This window comes from Leptospira haakeii, from assembly GCF_002812045.1.
Classification (GTDB): domain Bacteria; phylum Spirochaetota; class Leptospiria; order Leptospirales; family Leptospiraceae; genus Leptospira_B; species Leptospira_B haakeii.
The window spans coordinates 1-17,038 of sequence record NZ_NPEG01000019.1; the positions used below are offsets into that span (position 1 = coordinate 1).

At 37.9% G+C, this 17,038-nt stretch carries 18 protein-coding genes and 1 pseudogene; 17 read left to right on the forward strand and 2 right to left on the reverse strand.

The annotated features are described in order from the left end of the window. Window positions 1-219: 219 nt before the first annotated feature. From CH377_RS18150 to CH377_RS18225, 16 genes are all read left to right on the forward strand, one after another. On the forward strand, window positions 220-1,590 hold the full coding sequence (locus CH377_RS18150) for an MBOAT family O-acyltransferase (protein ID WP_165780521.1): 1,371 nt from the start codon (window positions 220-222) through the stop codon (window positions 1,588-1,590). 11 nt (window positions 1,591-1,601) lie between these two features. Beyond that, window positions 1,602-2,651: a DUF1574 family protein gene (locus tag CH377_RS18155; RefSeq protein ID WP_100725157.1), complete on the forward strand. Its 1,050-nt coding sequence runs from the start codon at window positions 1,602-1,604 to the stop codon at window positions 2,649-2,651. A 104-nt stretch (window positions 2,652-2,755) separates the two neighbouring features. Next, window positions 2,756-3,082: an ArsR/SmtB family transcription factor gene (locus tag CH377_RS18160; RefSeq protein ID WP_100725158.1), complete on the forward strand. Its 327-nt coding sequence runs from the start codon at window positions 2,756-2,758 to the stop codon at window positions 3,080-3,082. A 2-nt stretch (window positions 3,083-3,084) separates the two neighbouring features. Beyond that, a complete protein-coding gene (locus tag CH377_RS18165) occupies window positions 3,085-3,561 on the forward strand; it encodes an SRPBCC domain-containing protein (protein ID WP_100725159.1) in 477 nt (158 codons plus the stop codon). Window positions 3,562-3,572: 11 nt separating this feature from the next. After that, the gene (locus CH377_RS18170; protein WP_100725160.1) at window positions 3,573-4,463 is read left to right on the forward strand and encodes an alpha/beta fold hydrolase; all 891 of its coding nucleotides are present in this window, start codon (window positions 3,573-3,575) and stop codon (window positions 4,461-4,463) included. Window positions 4,464-4,523: 60 nt separating this feature from the next. After that, entirely contained in the window at window positions 4,524-4,994 is a 471-nt protein-coding gene (locus CH377_RS18175; protein ID WP_100725161.1) for an ankyrin repeat domain-containing protein, read from the forward strand. A gap of 229 nt (window positions 4,995-5,223) precedes the next feature. Next, window positions 5,224-6,342, forward strand: a complete 1,119-nt coding sequence (locus CH377_RS18180) for a serine hydrolase domain-containing protein (RefSeq protein ID WP_125172184.1) — start codon at window positions 5,224-5,226, stop codon at window positions 6,340-6,342. Further along, entirely contained in the window at window positions 6,339-6,668 is a 330-nt protein-coding gene (locus CH377_RS18185; protein WP_100725163.1) for a hypothetical protein, read from the forward strand. The genes CH377_RS18180 and CH377_RS18185 overlap by 4 nt, the downstream gene beginning before the upstream one ends. A gap of 137 nt (window positions 6,669-6,805) precedes the next feature. Then, the gene (locus CH377_RS18190; protein WP_100725164.1) at window positions 6,806-7,630 is read left to right on the forward strand and encodes a hypothetical protein; all 825 of its coding nucleotides are present in this window, start codon (window positions 6,806-6,808) and stop codon (window positions 7,628-7,630) included. Window positions 7,631-7,636: 6 nt separating this feature from the next. Continuing rightward, complete coding sequence (locus CH377_RS18195) at window positions 7,637-7,924, forward strand: TRL-like family protein (protein WP_243402129.1); 288 nt, start codon at window positions 7,637-7,639, stop codon at window positions 7,922-7,924. A gap of 2 nt (window positions 7,925-7,926) precedes the next feature. Further along, window positions 7,927-8,286 carry a TRL-like family protein gene (locus CH377_RS18200; RefSeq protein WP_100725165.1) on the forward strand — a complete coding sequence of 120 codons (360 nt, stop codon included), beginning with the start codon at window positions 7,927-7,929 and terminating at the stop codon, window positions 8,284-8,286. A 3-nt stretch (window positions 8,287-8,289) separates the two neighbouring features. Beyond that, window positions 8,290-8,652, forward strand: coding sequence for a TRL domain-containing protein (locus CH377_RS18205; RefSeq protein ID WP_100725166.1), 363 nt, complete (start codon window positions 8,290-8,292; stop codon window positions 8,650-8,652). A gap of 61 nt (window positions 8,653-8,713) precedes the next feature. Beyond that, the gene (locus CH377_RS18210) at window positions 8,714-9,598 is read left to right on the forward strand and encodes a fatty acid desaturase family protein (RefSeq protein ID WP_100725167.1); all 885 of its coding nucleotides are present in this window, start codon (window positions 8,714-8,716) and stop codon (window positions 9,596-9,598) included. Next, window positions 9,595-10,170 carry a CDP-alcohol phosphatidyltransferase family protein gene (locus tag CH377_RS18215; protein WP_100725168.1) on the forward strand — a complete coding sequence of 192 codons (576 nt, stop codon included), beginning with the start codon at window positions 9,595-9,597 and terminating at the stop codon, window positions 10,168-10,170. The genes CH377_RS18210 and CH377_RS18215 overlap by 4 nt, the downstream gene beginning before the upstream one ends. Further along, window positions 10,171-11,049 (forward strand): diacylglycerol/lipid kinase family protein, encoded by an 879-nt coding sequence (locus tag CH377_RS18220; protein WP_100725169.1) that lies wholly within the window; start codon window positions 10,171-10,173, stop codon window positions 11,047-11,049. Next, entirely contained in the window at window positions 11,036-11,791 is a 756-nt protein-coding gene (locus CH377_RS18225) for a phosphatidate cytidylyltransferase (protein ID WP_100725170.1), read from the forward strand. Before CH377_RS18220 ends, CH377_RS18225 begins: the two co-directional genes overlap by 14 nt. A 132-nt stretch (window positions 11,792-11,923) precedes the next feature. Here CH377_RS18225 and CH377_RS18230 read toward each other — a convergent pair. After that, window positions 11,924-14,782, reverse strand: a pseudogene (locus CH377_RS18230) (SpoIIE family protein phosphatase); the annotation flags it as partial. A 292-nt stretch (window positions 14,783-15,074) separates the two neighbouring features. After that, entirely contained in the window at window positions 15,075-15,926 is an 852-nt protein-coding gene (locus CH377_RS18235) for an NmrA family NAD(P)-binding protein (protein ID WP_100725172.1), read from the reverse strand. Between the two features lie 129 nt (window positions 15,927-16,055). Between CH377_RS18235 and CH377_RS18240 the strand changes: the two genes are divergently transcribed. Continuing rightward, window positions 16,056-16,961, forward strand: a complete 906-nt coding sequence (locus CH377_RS18240; RefSeq protein ID WP_100725173.1) for an AraC family transcriptional regulator — start codon at window positions 16,056-16,058, stop codon at window positions 16,959-16,961. Window positions 16,962-17,038: the final 77 nt, after the last annotated feature.

A 17,038-nucleotide genomic window follows, 5' to 3' on the forward strand; every position in this document is an offset into this window, starting at 1 on the left:
GCATCCAAAAGATGCCCAGCATGAACATCCATACAAGATGATCAGCAAACAGATCGAATCGATTCGCAGTTATATCAATGTTGAAGTTATGGAAAAGCCGAGGGCAAAAACCTTCGGCTTTTTTATTGCATAATGATATGTATTTTGGAAAAGGTTGAATACGGCTTTAAGTTACTATAACCAATCGCCGGCCTTGATTTCTTTTTAGGCGGAAATTTCTTGCTCTTCAATTCATTGGATTTTTTCCTATTCCTGCTAGTTGTTTTTACGGTTTACTGGACGGTACCTAACGTATATAGAAAGGTCTGGTTAATTTCAGCCTCCGTATTCTTTTACGGTTTCTGGAGCATCGGATTTCTATTTCATTTTTTAGGAATATTAGCTTTTAATTATTTGTTTTATTATTTTGCGCATGGTTCGTATACCAAGGCAAAAGTTTCCTTTCTTGTCGTCGTAAACCTGTTCAATCTCGCGATTTTTAAATACCTAATCTTTTTCGAAACCATTTTACATGATTTGGGATTTTCGATCCAGGTCGCATATCCTTTGAAAGATTTCGTACTTCCTCTAGCGATTAGTTTCTATACTTTTCAGATCATCGCTTTTCATATAGATTGTTACAGAGGCGAGCTGAAGGAGAAAGTAAGCCCTGAAGATTTTTTCTTTTTCATACTTTTCTTTCCTCAGTTAATCGCCGGCCCTATTATTCGATGGGCTGAACTTAAGAGGCAAATCGATCGTAACAAATTACCTCATGCGGATTTACTACGAACAGGAAGTGTTCTTATCTTTTTCGGTTTATTGAAGAAGGTTGTTATCGGAGATCAATTAGGAACATTAATAGATCCCGTTTTTCAATCTCCCGAAAAATACAACCAGGCTGCGATCTTATTAAGCACCTACGGTTTTGCCGTTCAGATTTATTCCGATTTTTCCGGCTATTCCGATATCGCCCGTGGATTGGCAATTCTTCTTGGGTTTAATATTCCGAGGAATTTTGATACTCCCTATTTCGCAACTACCTTACAGGAGTTTTGGCAAAGATGGCATATTACTCTTTCTCGTTGGTTAAGGGATTATTTGTACATTCCCTTAGGTGGAAATAAATCAGGTAAAATTCATACATATGTAAATTTACTTTTAACGATGCTATTGGGCGGGCTTTGGCATGGGGCAAATTATAATTTCTTAATATGGGGAGGCATGCACGGCTTATTTTTGGCGATAGAAAGACCTTTTGTCGGGACGTTTCAGAAATATTCCAAATTTTGGCAGCTCGGAATTCGAAGTTTTATCATATTTCATTTCGTTTGTATTACCTGGATATTCTTTCGTAGTTCCAATTTAAGGGACGCGATCGTGTTTTTCGAAGGATTTACTCGAAACGTAGGTTCTAATTTATCTAATAATAGTCTTGCAGGTTGGTTGATATTCGCTGCGATAGTGCTTCATATATTCGAACGTAATTATCGTAAATTGGATTTTGTAACACGAAAGTTTTGGCTATTGCCTGCTTTCGGTATCGCGTTATTTGCCTTATTCCCGTCTACAGTCACTAATGTTATGACTTTTATATATTTTCAATTTTAAGGATAGATAGAATGCGTAAAATTTTCTTTATTCTTTCCATTCCTGCCTTTTTCGTAACTCTTCTTTTGCTCGATCGATTGATCACATCTGATCCGGTCATACAATTTGTTAGAAAACAAAAAACTATGCAGGAGAATTCCTTAGATTTGATCCGATTAAAACTCGGCGAATTGGAAGAAAAAGATAAGAAAACTGCAGTTTTTTTAGGCTCTTCACAATCTTTCTACTTTTCTACCTTATCGGATAAGGAAAATAACTGGGAGCCTGAAGCCGGAGTTATATTAGGAATCCAGAACGGGTTTGCACTAACCGCTATTGATTTTTTTGCGGAGATGGCGATCCTCGACGAAATTCTTGAGGCTAAACGTCGTCCTGATTTTATTGCGGTGGAGATTTCACCCTTTCTTGCAAATGAATCCCTTCAGATTTTCAGATGGGATTCAAACATATATGAAAAATCATTTTTAGATACTTTCTCTCAGGACGATTTGCCTATAACCTTACGTTCTAAATTCCGTACCGGAAAGTTTTTTAACTCGCTACAGTATGGAGTGAGCTTTTATAATTTGGCCACATATTCTAAACGCCAAAATGGTTTTGGGATCGATCCTAATGCAATCCAAGGAGTTTTGGAATTCGCATTATTTTCGAGAGAAGAACCGGACTTAAAAGGAAAGAAAGCCGAAGAATTTTTCGAAGAAGAATATACCAAAACCGGAGAAACTCAGGATCATTTCGGCTATTATAAAAACTTCCGAGTATGGGATGGTTTTTATAATATCTTACTCAAACGAATCCGAAAAATGGAAGAGTTAGGTATCAAATATGTCCTTTGGATCCCTGCAATTCATCCAATACATGAAAAATACGTTTATAAACCTCAGGGAGTCGAAGAGAAATTCATTTCTAATTTTAAGAAAAGAATGAAAGATTCCGGAGACTTGATCGTTTTCGACGCCAGATCATTTGGGAAAAGCTGTGATTCATGGGCTGATTCCGTTCATTTAGGTTCGGTGTGTTATAAAGGGTTAGCTGATTCTTTATACGGTGCCGGAAAGTAGTTTTTCTCCAATAACCTCAATTCTCCGCAAGGGAAGACTCGGGTGCCCTAAAAATACTTAAGCAAATGCTTGACTATTTTTCACTTACTCTGATACTTAAGTAAATGCTTAACAATTCATCCCTGGACAGGATCTTCTATGCTTTGTCGGATCCGACTCGTAGGGATATCGTAGAAAGGCTTAGCAAGAAACCGGCTTCTGTGAGCGAACTTGCCAGTCCATTGGCCATGAGTATGGCTGCGGTCGTCCAGCATGTGCAAATTCTAGAAGAGAGCGGTTTGATCAAAACCCAGAAGATAGGGCGAGTGCGTTCTTGTCGGGTTGAGACGAATTCATTGGAATTGATCGAAAACTGGGTCCAACAGCGCAGAAAATTCTGGGAAAGGAACTTAGATCGATTGGGAGAATTTTTGGAAAAAGGAAAGAAATGATTATGGAAAACCTAAAGGTCGCTCATGAAATTTTTAGCATAGAAAGAGTATATAAATCCGATCCGGAGTCGGTATATTCCGCATGGAGTAATGTAGAAGCAAAAGCAAATTGGTTTATCGGTCCTGGCGATTGGTCCGTTGTACAGAGAAAACTAGATTTCAGAATAGGTGGGGAAGAAATTCTGCATGGTCGTTTCCCAAATGGAAAAGAAACTTTATACAAAGCAAGATTTTCCGATCTAATCGAAAACCGAAGGATCGTATTTGTATATGATATGATCTTAAGTGGAAAGATCCACTCGGTATCCATCGCTTCCGTAGAAATCGAAATACTGGATTCTTCCTCCACAAAACTAACGTTCACAGAACAAGTCGCATTTTTAGACCAAACCATCGGAAGAGAAGGTGTTGCTTCCCGGAAAGAAGGAACCTTGGCGCATTTAATAAGATTAACAGACTATCTCGAAAAAGTCAAATAAGGAGAACTTAGATGAAAATCACTGATTTTATATATTATATTTTTATACTATTTATAGTTGCTGCATGTTCCGGAGGTAGACCTCTTCAGCTTCGTGAAACACCTCTTGAAATTTCATCCGAGCCAATCGAAAAAGGTCTCGCACCTATCAGAGATATACAGATGTATTATGAGATCCACGGCAAAAAAGATGGAGTTCCGCTTGTCCTGTTAAACGGTGGAGGTTCAACGATTGAAGTGACTTATAGCAGAATTCTCCCTCTTCTCGCTCAAAATCGTAAAGTGATTGCTTTGGATGAACAAGGCCATGGAAGAACGACAGATCGAAATGTGCCTGTTAGTTTTGAAACTTCTGCAGAAGATGTAGTCGCTCTTCTGAAATTTCTAAAAGTGGACCAAGCGGATATTTTCGGTTTTAGTAATGGAGCGAGTGTTGCACTGAATATAGCGATCAGATATCCGAAACTGGTGCGTAAACTTGTATTTGCCTCTTCGATTACAAAGAGAGAAGGGGCTTATCCTATGTTTTGGAATTTTATGAAGAATGCAACTTTTGAAAATATGCCTCAGGCACTTAAGGATGCTTTTCTTAAAGTAAATCCGGACCCTAAAAAATTACATACAATGTATGAGAAAGATGCTGCTAGAATGCGCAACTTCAAGGATCTTAGCGATAAAGAAATTAGAACTGTTGGAATTCCGACCTTGATCCTACTCGGAGATAGAGATGTTCCAAAACTGGAACATGCCGTTGAGATGGTCAGGATGATACCAAAGGCAAGGCTATTGGTTTTGCCCGGAGGACATGGGGATTATTTAGGTGAAGCGATCATGTCTCAAGGAAAGGATCGGTATCCTGAATTGACCTCCGCTTTAGTCCAAGATTTTTTGGATTCTCCATAAAGGTGAGATCAAAATTCGGATCCAGCCAGTCTACTTTCTAAATAAAGATTGGGAAATAACATGCTAGATTGGATTAAAAACTGGATTCAGGATCGAAAAACGCTGCAGAGGGGACGGGAATTATTTTCTAAAATCCAAGATGGAGACAAACAAGGCTTCAGGAAAATTTTAGCTCTGATTCCAAATAAAGGTGAATTGAAAGAATGTACTAAAGGCCTTCTCGGGTTTTGTGCTTCGGAGATCCAAGACCCTTTCTATTTGGAAACTTTGTTGAATGCTGGTTTAGATCCGAACCTTCCGGATGGAAACGGGATCTTTCCTATTCATAAAGCTGTTGAAAATGGCAAGATTAAACCTGTTCAGATCCTGTTGGAACATGGAGCGGATCCGAACGTTGCGGATCCGAAGGGAGTGACTCCATTACATATTTCTTATAGTTACGATGGGTTAGCCGAAATCTCGGAACTTCTAATTTCTAACGGAGCAGATACGGACAAAAGAGATAATTTGGGCAAGAGATATTTAATGTAATTTCTACCTTGCCGTGTAAAAAATTTCGGGCGGCTCGCTCGCTAACGCTCGGACCGCGCTGCTCCGATTTCGCGCATACGCGCTCATCCGTGACGCTTCGCGTCCCGGACTAAAGATCTACGCATCGCTGCCGCTTGAAATTTTACTTTGTATCTAAAATTTCATATTCAATCCGAATATTTTGGAATATTTTATAATCAGGATCTTTCCCATTTATAGCGAGATCTCGATGGGAATTTACTTAAAAAAAGCCTGGTTACTTTTTCTTTTATTCTTTGGTGTATGCTCCAATATAGAAAATTTTCCATACTCTTCCTATACGATTCATTTCGACGAGAACGTAGAAATTCTATCCTTATCTAAATGGGCGACAGAAGTTCAATTCCAATCAAACAAATCTAGGATCCGCACAAATGCAATTCTGGTGATCCAAGATGGAAAAACGATATTAGAAGCTTACTCTTCCGAATTCGGGCCGAAAACATTACATCCAACCTGGTCCATTAGTAAATTTTTATTGAACGGAGCAGTCGGGCAAGCCGTTGCGTTAGGAAAATTGGATTTAGAAAAACCCGTCCAATTTTATCTCCATAAATCCATTCTATCAAATTCTGAAGAACTAAAAGTAAAACATCTTCTTTTTTTTGCATCCGGGATTGATTGGAAAGAGAGGTATGAATGGGCGCCATTTAATTCGGATATTCTAGAAATATTGTACGGGGAAGGAAATAGAGATATAGCTGATTATATTTGTAAATTAAAATTTTATAATGTTCCTGGAGAAAAAATTTCCTATTCCAGCGGCGATTCGAATCTATTGTCAGCTGTTTTGAGTTCTGTGGAAAAGGATTTCCCTGAGTTCTATTTTAAACGGATCGGGATCGAATCCTATGTTTGGGAAAGGGACGGAAGTGGAGTTCCGGTAGCTTCTTCTTATGCCTATTTATCTGCAAAAGATCTTGCAAAAATCGGACTTTTGTATTCTGAAGAAATTTCAGGAAATCCGTCCGGTATTTTTCCAAAGGATTGGATCTCAAAGACGTTTCGAATATATGATCATAAGAGTAAAAGGCCATGGTATTTGGATATGCTTCGTCTTCCAAGCATGGGTGGACATGTATATCTGAACCAATTCTCTCCAGATCCAAAAGATCTTTATTATCCTGGACTTTCTCCTGAATCCTTTTTTGCTTCAGGTCATTGGGGACAATATATGATCGTAGATCCCAAGAAAAAATTGGTAGTAGTCCGATTAGGAAACGATAGAGGAGCAAGATTTCCGATGAGGGAATTTATAGATCGTTTGCTTCCCGTTTTGAATAAAATGGAACAAAGAAAACTACCATGAATAATTTTATAAAAATATTATATATTCTTGGAGTTATTGTCTTGATGCTGTTCTTGTTAATATTCTCTGTTTGGAAATGGAGAATTCTCCCTGATTCACTCGGCAGAACATATTCCAATTTTGCCGCAAAGGAAGGTTGTTCTTGTTTATTCGTATCGAAAGGTTCTGAAAAATATTGTAAGGATTATACAAGACAATTTTTTTCTCCGGACCTTTGGGCTCAGGATGATAATTCTCTGTCTATCGAATTTTATACTTTGTTCACCAATTTTAAATTAAAGGCTATTTTTAAACCAAAACAAGGTTGTAGCTTACATTTTCCTTGAAAATCCTTCAAGAAGCGCCTAACGAAGGTAAATAACTTCAAAAAAATTGAAAATTCTGAATCGGATATAACTTTTTTCTGGCTCAATCAGAGGGAGAATGTATAGATTGTAGTGCTATATTGATTGGGTGGGCTTAAATGCTAGGGTTTCGTTTTTTTTCATGTTTGTTTCTATTTTTAATTCCTGTGTTCCTCTGGTCAGAGCCGAATCCAGGACAGTCGGAACATCCTTACGGATTTTATAAAGGGATTTTTCTTTTATCCGGAACTACTGGAAATTCTTTTCATACAGGAGGAAGTTTGATCTCGAGAGAAAAAGAGATCCAAAAAAATCTAAAAACAGAAACTGCCTCCGGACAAATTCCTCTTAGGCTCGTTGGTCGGGATGTATCTCCTCTATTAGGTCTTCCTGATTCTCAGTTTTCTACGCCTGTATCTTATCGTTTATTTTTTGAATACGGAATAACTGATAAGATTGGATTGGGATTTGCAGCTAGTTCCTTTTCAATGGATGTGACCAATAGTAGGGAGTATGTAGATCTTCCTCGTTTATCCCAAAGCCAGCCGAATCCTACTTATGTGGAGGCGTTTCCTAATACTAAAAAATTCTATAATGATAGAATGTATTCTTTGGCAGTTTCTTTCCATCCTCTTTCTCGGTCTCGTATAGATCCTTTCGTAAACTTAGAAGCAGGGATTGTGCAATATACTACTAGTTCTAGGAATATACATCCAAGCACCGCCTTCGAACCGGCAAGTTCTACTGGTACAGGTTATGGAGTGAGAGCTGGCGTCGGTGTAAATTTTTTTCTAACTCCGGAGTTTGGATTACAGTTAGAAGTTTCAGGACAAAAAAAATGGCTTAAGTCGGATATTATTGGGAATACAAGTTTGGAATCTGCTCAGATCCAAATGGGCTTCCTATTCAATTTCGAAAACATCGCTAAATATTCCGAAAGGTAAATCAGCTTGAATCGAATTTTATTTTCTATTCTTCTAGTATTTACGTTCGAAGCTTGTAAGGGACTCATATATCGCCAGGAAAAGATCCCAGGTAAAATTGGGAATGTGGAGGGTATAAAAAGTGCTAAGGTATGTGCTTATAATTTTCTCTTCTTGGTTTCCGCAGGAGACGCTAGCATAACGGAAGCAAAACGTGTAGGTGAGATTGATCGGATACGTTCTGTGGAAATCGAAGTTTCTTCCTTTCTTTTTATCTTTTTTAGGCGCCATTGTTTGATCTTAACGGGGGATTAGATATGATTCGTGGATCTTTCTGTAAAAATACAACGCAACTATCTGTTTTACTCATAATCCTATCGATCCATCTTCTTGGTTTGAATTGTATGAGTTTGGGAGATTCATATCGTCCCATCCCAGGACTTCTCTATAATAGTGTGTCTTTTGATGGAGATTTTAATCCTCAGAATTCTGTTCGACCCTTACGATTCGGAAAAGGTTGTGTCCATCATATTTTTAGGATTTACTCATGGGGAGATGCTGCTGCTGGTTCCATAGCTTGGCGGGAATTAATTACGAAAATATCATATATAGATCATAGTGTGACAGACTTTTTTATCTTCTACGGAAGATATTGCACCTATGTCTACGGAGAATGATGTATGAAGTTTACTATTTTTTTTCCGATCCTTCTCCTATTATGCTCCTGTTTCCCGGAATATAGGGTTCCTTATAGTGCTTTAATAATAAGTGCCAAACATACTTCGAGGGGAGAATCTAATATATTTTATCCTTCTCGCCCGGAGCAAAATGCGAATGTGATAGGGCAGGCAAGATTAATTAAAGAAGGACGTTCTTGTTCTTCTTCTGTAGCTTATCTAGACACATATGTTTTTATTAAAGGTGGTAGTGTAAGAGACGCCGCTCAAACTGCCGGTATAAAAATGATAGGTACTATCGAATATTCTCACTTTAACCTATTAGGGATTTTTATAAAAGAATGTATTATTGTTAGGGGAGAATAACGGATATTTTTTTCAGATTTCCGTTTTTGAAAAATAGATCAGTCTAGATCTAAAAAATTTTATGAATTATGAAGAAGTAATAGAAAACAGATTTAGAAAGTTCCCTTGGTGGATCCCGATATTCACTGGTGTTTTGGCTTCTTGTTTGTATGTTTGTTTATCGTATTTTCACGAAATATTCGTATCCGGAGGGATTTGGATCCTTCCTATCAGCGGTTTATTTTTACATTCTTGGATGATACTTTTAGTCCATGAAGGAACTCACAGAAATCTTACTCGTTCCAAATTCGATCGATGGATCTTGAATCTTGCAAGCGCTTTCGTTTTTCTACCTTTTTATGGAGAACCTTTTAGGCTTTCTCACTTAAAACATCATGCAAAAACAAACCTTCCCGATGATCCATTATGGCCAAGATGGAAATTAGAATTATTTAAAAAGAACCGAACTCTTTACATTTTGTTGGAATTCCTACCGCTTGTTTCTAGTATTTTTTCTTTGTTTTGGAAACCTTCATATGTAGTAGCTGAGAAAGATAATAAACCTGTCTTCTCTAAGGAGACTTTATTCTTCTTACTTCTATCCTTTATCGTTTCCGGAGTTCTATTTTATTGGCTTCGACCTGATCTATGGTTTATTTTCGGAACATTCTTCTTTGCAAATTTCTGGGGATGTTTTCGTCATTGGTGCGAACACACTGGATATTCCAAGGAAAGAGAAAGTAATACGTTTTATTTTCCATTAGGATTTGGGATAGGAAACCATGAGATCCATCATGAAAATCCGAGTCTTTCCTGGCTAAGTCTCGCCCTTGGACTTCAAAAAAGAAAAAAGAATATTTCAATTTCTGAATGTTTTATCGGAATTTGTTTTTCTAAAAAATACATACACTACGCAGCGACAAAACAAAACGGTGCTTCTTTATCATCTTCTTCGGAGTTTTCATGAATTCTTATAGTAAATACATTCCAAATTGTATTACGATTTTACGTTTTTTAACTCTTCCGTTTCTTGTTTATTTCATCTATAAAAATGATAGATCGTTGTTTTCTTGGCTTTTTTTCGCGGCGTTATTGAGCGATATCGCAGACGGATTGATTGCTAGGATTTTTCGTTTGCAATCCGAATTCGGAGCAAAGTTGGACTCTTGGGCGGACCTTCTTCTTTTTTTCGTCGGGATCGCGGGTATATTAATATTCGAACCTGATTTTTTTTACGAGTACAGGATTTGGATAACAATCGTCTTAATTCTATATTTTGGAGAGATGTTTTATTCCTTGTGGAAGTTTAAGACCATCTCGAGTTTTCACACGTATGCGAGTAGGGTTGCAGCTTATTGTATAGGGATATTATTTATGAGCCTATTTTGGTTCGGTATCTTCTCTCCTATCGTATACGTTTCTTTTTTTGTGAGTTGTTTTGCTTACGCGGAAGAGATTCTGATCTTAAGAGTATTGGAAGAACTCCGCTCTAACGTGCGTGGATTATATTGGATACAAAAAGAAAAGAGGAAAATTTAAATGGGAAAATCGGTTGCGATCGTAAATGGAAGACTTCGCAAGGAAAAATCTGGAATTGATTCATTAGTTCGATCCAGATTGGAGAATGAGGGGATACGTCTTTTGGTGACCCAATTTCCGGGGCATGCCAAAAATCTGGCTCAAAAGGAAAGAAACAATTCTGAGATCATCGTCGTAGGAGGAGATGGAACTTTACATGAGGTGCTTTCTTCTTTGAAATCTCCATTTCCTAAGATCCGTTTGATTCCAGCCGGAACCGGGAATTCTTTAGCGAGAGATTTTGGCTGGGAAAAATGGAACCGAAAGGAAGAAAACTTGAACCTGACAAAGGAGACAATATTAGATCTCCTGCAAATAGAGGTTACTACTGAGGATGAAACTTTTTTATGTTATTCAGCAAGTACTATTGCGTTCGGTTTTCCTGCTGCGGTTACTGAAATAGCAAATTCCAGATTCAAAAAGTTGAAAAAATATTGTTATCCCGTGGCGGCTGGTATCGGAGTATTTTTTCAAAAAAGAAAAATGTATGAGGTTTCTTATAACGGTGATACAAAGAATAGAATTCCTCTTACCGGTTGTATTCTGAATAATACTAGACATGTTGCGAATTTTTTAGCTTTTCCAAATGCAAAACCGGATGACGGAAAATTGGAAGTTCTGGAATTGAACTCGGGAATTTTGGGACAGACCTTACATAATCTTTCTGTTCTTTCTCGAAAATATTTTTATGAACCGAAGGCTCCATTTCAGGTGAATTCAGTTGTTATAAATTTTGAATCTCCGGAGATCCTTATGGTGGATGGCGAGATTTATAAAAACGTCATTAATTTTTCTGTAAAGGTTCTGCCTAAGTCTTTGGGGATACATGGACCTAGATAAGGAATCTTTACCTTTACTTGGTTTCGTAATTTTCGGCTTTTTGGTAGGAGGGATTTGGTTTTTTCGTTCTTCCAAAGGGCGCTCTAAAGAAGAAAGGATTTTAAGATTTCGTAAATACTGGTCCTATGCTTTAATCGTCTCCTTGTCTTCCTTATTCGCAGTATGCGGCGGATATTTATGGTTCGGATATATTTCTGCGCTTTTGTTGTTAGGTGGTATTGAACTTATTCGTAATCTTTCCACTGAGAAAACACTTCAATTTGTTTCCGTTTTAGGAATCTATCTAATATTAGGGATCGGAGCAACTCTTTCCTTTTCGGTTCTTTCTTCTAAATTGTGCCTATGGTTGTATTTGGGGATCGCAGGATTTGACGCTTTTAGTCAGATCGTAGGGCAAAGTTTCGGAAAAACTAAAATTTCTCCTAGGGTTAGTCCGAATAAAACTTGGGAAGGATTTATGGGAGGGTTAGTGTACCTATTTCTATTTTCTGGATTCGTATTTTCCTTCTGGGGGAATTTTTCTTGGAAATGTATTTGGGTTCTTCCTCTTTTCGGATTTTTGGCCTTAGCGGGAGATTTAGCTGCAAGTTGGATCAAAAGAAAAGTTTCGATCAAAGACTTTTCCTCTATACTTCCGGGACATGGAGGTTTTCTGGATCGATTCGACTCTTTCCTATTTACTCTAAGTGTTTGGACCTTTATCTCGATTCCTTTCGGCGTTTTCAGAGAACCTTGGAACTAAAAGAGGAAAAGTTTAAGATTCCATCTCTAATAATTTTTTGAGTTTTCGAATATTCTTATTATCGGGATCTATTTCTTCTGCGGATTTTGTGAAACCTATGGCTTCTTCTTTGTTTCCTAAAAGTCGATTTAGATCTGAGAGATGTACTAAATTTTGCACATTCATCGGTTGCATTTGGTTCACCATCATTGCTGCTTCTAAGGATTGTGCTAAGTTACCAATACGTTTTTCCGCAATAGATAGATAATACCAGAGTTCTGCCGTGTCGGGGTCTTGAGTTAGATACTTGCTAAGCACTTTTACTGCTAACGGATAATCTTTCTCTTTGAAGCTGATCAGCCCGAGTAGTTTGTTCAATTTTTGGTTATTATTATCCGTTGCATATGCATCCAGAAGAATGGAAATCGCTTTTTGAGCTTCTCCATTTCGGTATAATTCTTTTCCTTCTTTGTAGAGGCTTTGTAAAACTACTTTATCCGCAAATTCGTTATTCTCTTCTCTTTGCTCGATAGAAGGAGCATTCACTTCCTGAAAACCGATCCTTAGGATAGAAAGATCGTCTATGACCTCTCCTATACTTCGGATATTTTTCTCCATGGATTTGATGTCTCCATGAGATTTTTCTACAACATCTAAGAATACATTTTCGTCTTCATTTATAATCCTTTTTTCATTATGTACGGATAATAAAAGATCGTCTCTTCCGTCGGAAGCAAGTATGATCAAATCTCCCGGATGAAGTTGGAATTTTTTTACCTTAAATTCGAATTCGGAATCTAAACCTAATTTACGAAGTTCTAATGTATCTTCAATAAACGATGCCTTTCCGTCCCTATACAATACCGAAAATGGATGTTCCGCATTCCAGTAAAACATCTCTCCTGTTTCATCGTCTATTAATGCTACAGTCGCAGAGATTACCATGGTTCCGTCGAAACTTTTGAATACCGAATGAATTTCCATATAGGTTTCAGTCAGCCATTCTTCCGGTGTTTTTGAAAGGACCCTTTTGTTTGCGGCGGACCTTGCCATGATAGAGTTCATCACGACTCCCATGACCAAGGAACCTCCCGCTCCTTGCATTGATTTTCCCATGGCATCCCCATTCATTGCCATGGTGTATTTTTTATAATTATCAGGGGTTCCTAATCTTAAATTTCCGGTTAAGCAGATATCTCCTCCGAGTTCTCCTTGCTTATTACGAAATTCGAAATATTTCTTTTGTCTGATAAGGAAGTTGGTATTTACCTTGGAAGACTTATTTGCGTTATAGAATAGAGGTTTCGCCAGTAGGGAAGTTAAGAAATAGTCTCCATCCTGTTGGATTTTTAGTCTTTGAACTTCTTCCATTTTTTCTTGGACTTCTTTTGTACGTTCTTCTACCTTTTCTTCCAGATGATCCGCATGTTCTTGTAATTGTTCTCTGGCACCTCGGATAGAATCTACCATAGAGTTGAATGATAAGGATAAGAAACCGATCTCGTCCATGGTCTTGACCGGGACGTTTACATTCAGATCCCCATGGTTTACCTTCTCCACTCCGGATAATAGATTGTTGAGAGGATGTATTAAGCTGACTCTAAGTAGGATGGGGAATGCGATCAGTATGAAGATCGTAGTTCCAAGAATGATCAGGATCAACCAGCGGGCAACATCATGGATCACCTGTCTAAATTCTACATACGCGAATCCGACTTCGTATCTTGTTTGTCCTATCACGAAATCATAATGGATATAAAAATCACCGGCAACCCTGAAAAGTCTGGAACTTAAAGGAAGATCCGTTTCCTTCATTTGTTTCAGAGTGATTGATTCTAATTCGGATTCAGATTTTCCTTTATGTAGTTTTTTGTTCTTTTCGATGGCTTCTTTAAGCTGTTGGTTTTTGTAATATTTTTCTCCTTCTTTCAAGGTCGTTTGGTTTAAACCGTCTTTGGAAAAAAGGATCTCATATTTATGATCGAATATACCTGGGCCGACCGGGCGAGAAAGTATGTATCTTACATTCGGAGGAAAATTAGTATCTCCATTTCTGATCTCCGTTTTGACCGAGTTTATCTCCACTAGATTTTCTTTTTCAATGGACTTATCGATGGAGAATAACGTAATATAACTGATCGCTCCCAATGCTAATACAACGGTAACCACGGCACTGGAAAGTATCTTTCCCATAAAGCTTGTAGGTTCCGGAGAATGGTTCAGGTAGGCACTTTGTATAAGAAACATGGTGCTTACCGATAGGATAAAATATACGATCGCGTAAGTGTCGTAGGATAGGACTCCGGACTTGTTTAATACGTTATTATACGCGTTTAGTATATTTATAAGTACGGTGACTAAAAATGCTCGGAGTGCAATCCCTTCCTTTCTGGAGGGGAGAACGATCCTCATAATATTCAGAGGAAGGAAAACGAGGGCTTTTATAAGAACACGTACTGGTAAAGCCTGAGAATCTGCGGAAGTATTCCATTTTTGGAATATTCCAGAATAACGAGAGAAATAGATCGTTTTTCTGATCAGGATAATCGTGCTGAGAACAAAGCAGAGAAGGATCGCAAAACTAGCTTCTTTTCCGAAATCGAAACTGTAATGATGTGCAGAGAATAGGTATATCTTTTCCTTTCCTGCTGTGTTTATGATGAAATGGATCCACGCGACTAAAGCGATTACCAAGGTTAATGGAATAACAACTTTGGATTCTTTAGGATAAATATTTCTAGGAAAATGATAAGAGAAACCTATGAATGCTACGATAGCGAATATCACAAAAACGGTAAGATACCTATGATAAGCTCCTAGAGGATTGAATATGGAATAGGACAGGAAGTAACCGAAAAACATAGTCCCATATCCCGCATACATTATAAGTAAATAATATGTGGGCAATGTTTTGCCTTTCTTGAATATCAAGAATCCGCTCAGGACAACGGTTAAAAGGAATAAGGAGAAAACTCCGCTTGCATGATGGGAGAAAAGAATGGAGGCGTCCATATCGGACTTGTTAGATTTTGCATAAATGACTAATTGTCAAGAGGATTACTGAATACATGATAAATAGCAATAAATGAGTCCTCTATTTTAGGTTTTTATCGAGCGTTTGATCAACAAAGGAAAATCATTTCAAATCTGTTTCAGAATTTACTCTAAATTGCTATATGCACTAAAACTTTCGTATTATTTTCTCATATCGACTTTTTCTAATTAGGTGATTTCAGGTTCTGTAACAATCGCTCGACCCTAATCGATCCGAAGATCGGATCAAGGTCGAACAAGAGAGTCGGTTTTAATTCAACCAGACCTTTTTGTTTTGCTCAGCGTACTCATCAAAAGAGATAGGATCTTTTCCTGTAATCTCCCGAACGGTATTTAGTATAGGAGAAGAATGACCTTCTTTCAATGCTCCTGCAATGAATACCATAAAACTTGCATAATCTTCCGGCACACCGGCTTGCAAAAGACCTGCCTTGAATGTCTCGGGGCTGATATCTGCGTAACTCACCTTTAGGCCGGTATGTTTGGAAATTTTTTCAGCAACTTCTTCATGAGTAAGCGCTTCCTTTCCAGTTAATGTGATCCCTTTTCCATTGAATTGGTCGTTCAAAAGAGCGGAAACAACGGAAGAAGATATATCATCCGTATGGATAAAGCTAGTCTTTGCATTTCCTGCAGGGAAGGATATCTTCTTATCTTTCAATATTCCGGAAAGCCAATATGTTTGGAAATTTTGCATGAACCAATTCGGTCTTAGGATCGTATAAGGAACTCCAGAGTTTTCCAAGCTGATCTCTAATTTTCTGAATGGAGCCTCAGGAGGAGCAAAGTCCACACCCATTGCGCTCATTAGAACTACCTTCTTTAAAGAAGAAGTTTTAGCTTTTTCAAACCAAGGATTTAATACTGAATATTGATCCGTATATCCTGGAGGGGAAATGAAGAAGGCGCTCTCCACTTTTTCCAAAACTTCGATCCCTTTTGTAGGCTGGGTGGCATCCGCAAATACCCATGTTAGTCCCGGAAGTTTTTTGCCTGTTTCAGGTTTTCTAGTCCCTGCATACACTTCATGACCTAAATCCAAAAGTTTGGAAATTACTGAACTAGAGATCTGTCCTGCTCCGCCATAAACGAAAATTTTCATTTGATTTATTCTCCTGTAACTTTGAATGATACAAGATGTTCTGAAATTAGGCTATGTCTCAGGATCTAAAAAACATATCCAAGAGTATAAAGGAATCGACTTTTGGATATTATAGCATATACTTAAAATATGGATATTCTTTCGGAAATATTGACAAATGCAGGCTGGAAGGCCGATCTGCTCGCTAGGACTTCTCTATATAAACCTTGGGGATTTCGCTTTCCATGTGAAAGGAGCGGTGGATTCCATATTCTTTCCCAAGGTTCCTGTTACGCGAGGATCAAAGGAAAACTGATCCATTTGGAAAAAGGAGATATTCTATTCGTTGCAAAAAGTTTGGATCATGATCTTGTATATTCTCCTGATGATAAGGTAGTACATATTTCCAAGTTCCTGGATATGTCCGAAAAACAAAAGAAGTCAGATAAACTTCCTCTAACCACATTTGTTTCCGTTCGTTATGAGGTTCCTGAAACTCCCCAGCATCCATTCTTCTTAGAACTACCGGATTTTATTTTAGTAAAATCGTCTGATGTTCTCGCACATCATCCTTTAAATACTACTCAAGTATTGATCTCTCAGGAATTGGATTCCGGCATTGGTTCCGATTTGATACTACAAAGATTAACCGATATTCTTTTATACTACGTAATCCGACACTGGTTGGAGATCCATCCTTCCTCTTCTCCTGGTTGGAGAAGCGCATTTAAAGACGAAAAAATCCTAAGAGCATTAGAGGCATTACATAGAAAACTTTCTTATCCTTGGACCTTGGAAAAATTATCCAGAGCAGTCGGTGTTTCCAGGGCTTCTATCGCAAATCGATTCAGGGATGTTTTGGGATGTACTCCTATGGATTATTTGGCAAAATTAAGAATAGATAAGGGAAAAACTCTAATGGTGGAGGAAAATTTTACCTTAGAAGAGATTGCAAGGACTGTTGGTTATTCTTCTGCGTTTGCTTTTTCTAAAGCTTACAAAAGGATACATGGTCTTTCTCCTAGAAATTCAGAGCAGGAGAGATTGGGGGCTTAGCCATTTTTTCGGATGGAATCGTTCTAATCAAAGCTTCTACTATAACCGGTTCTAATCCAGAAACAATCTTCTTGACG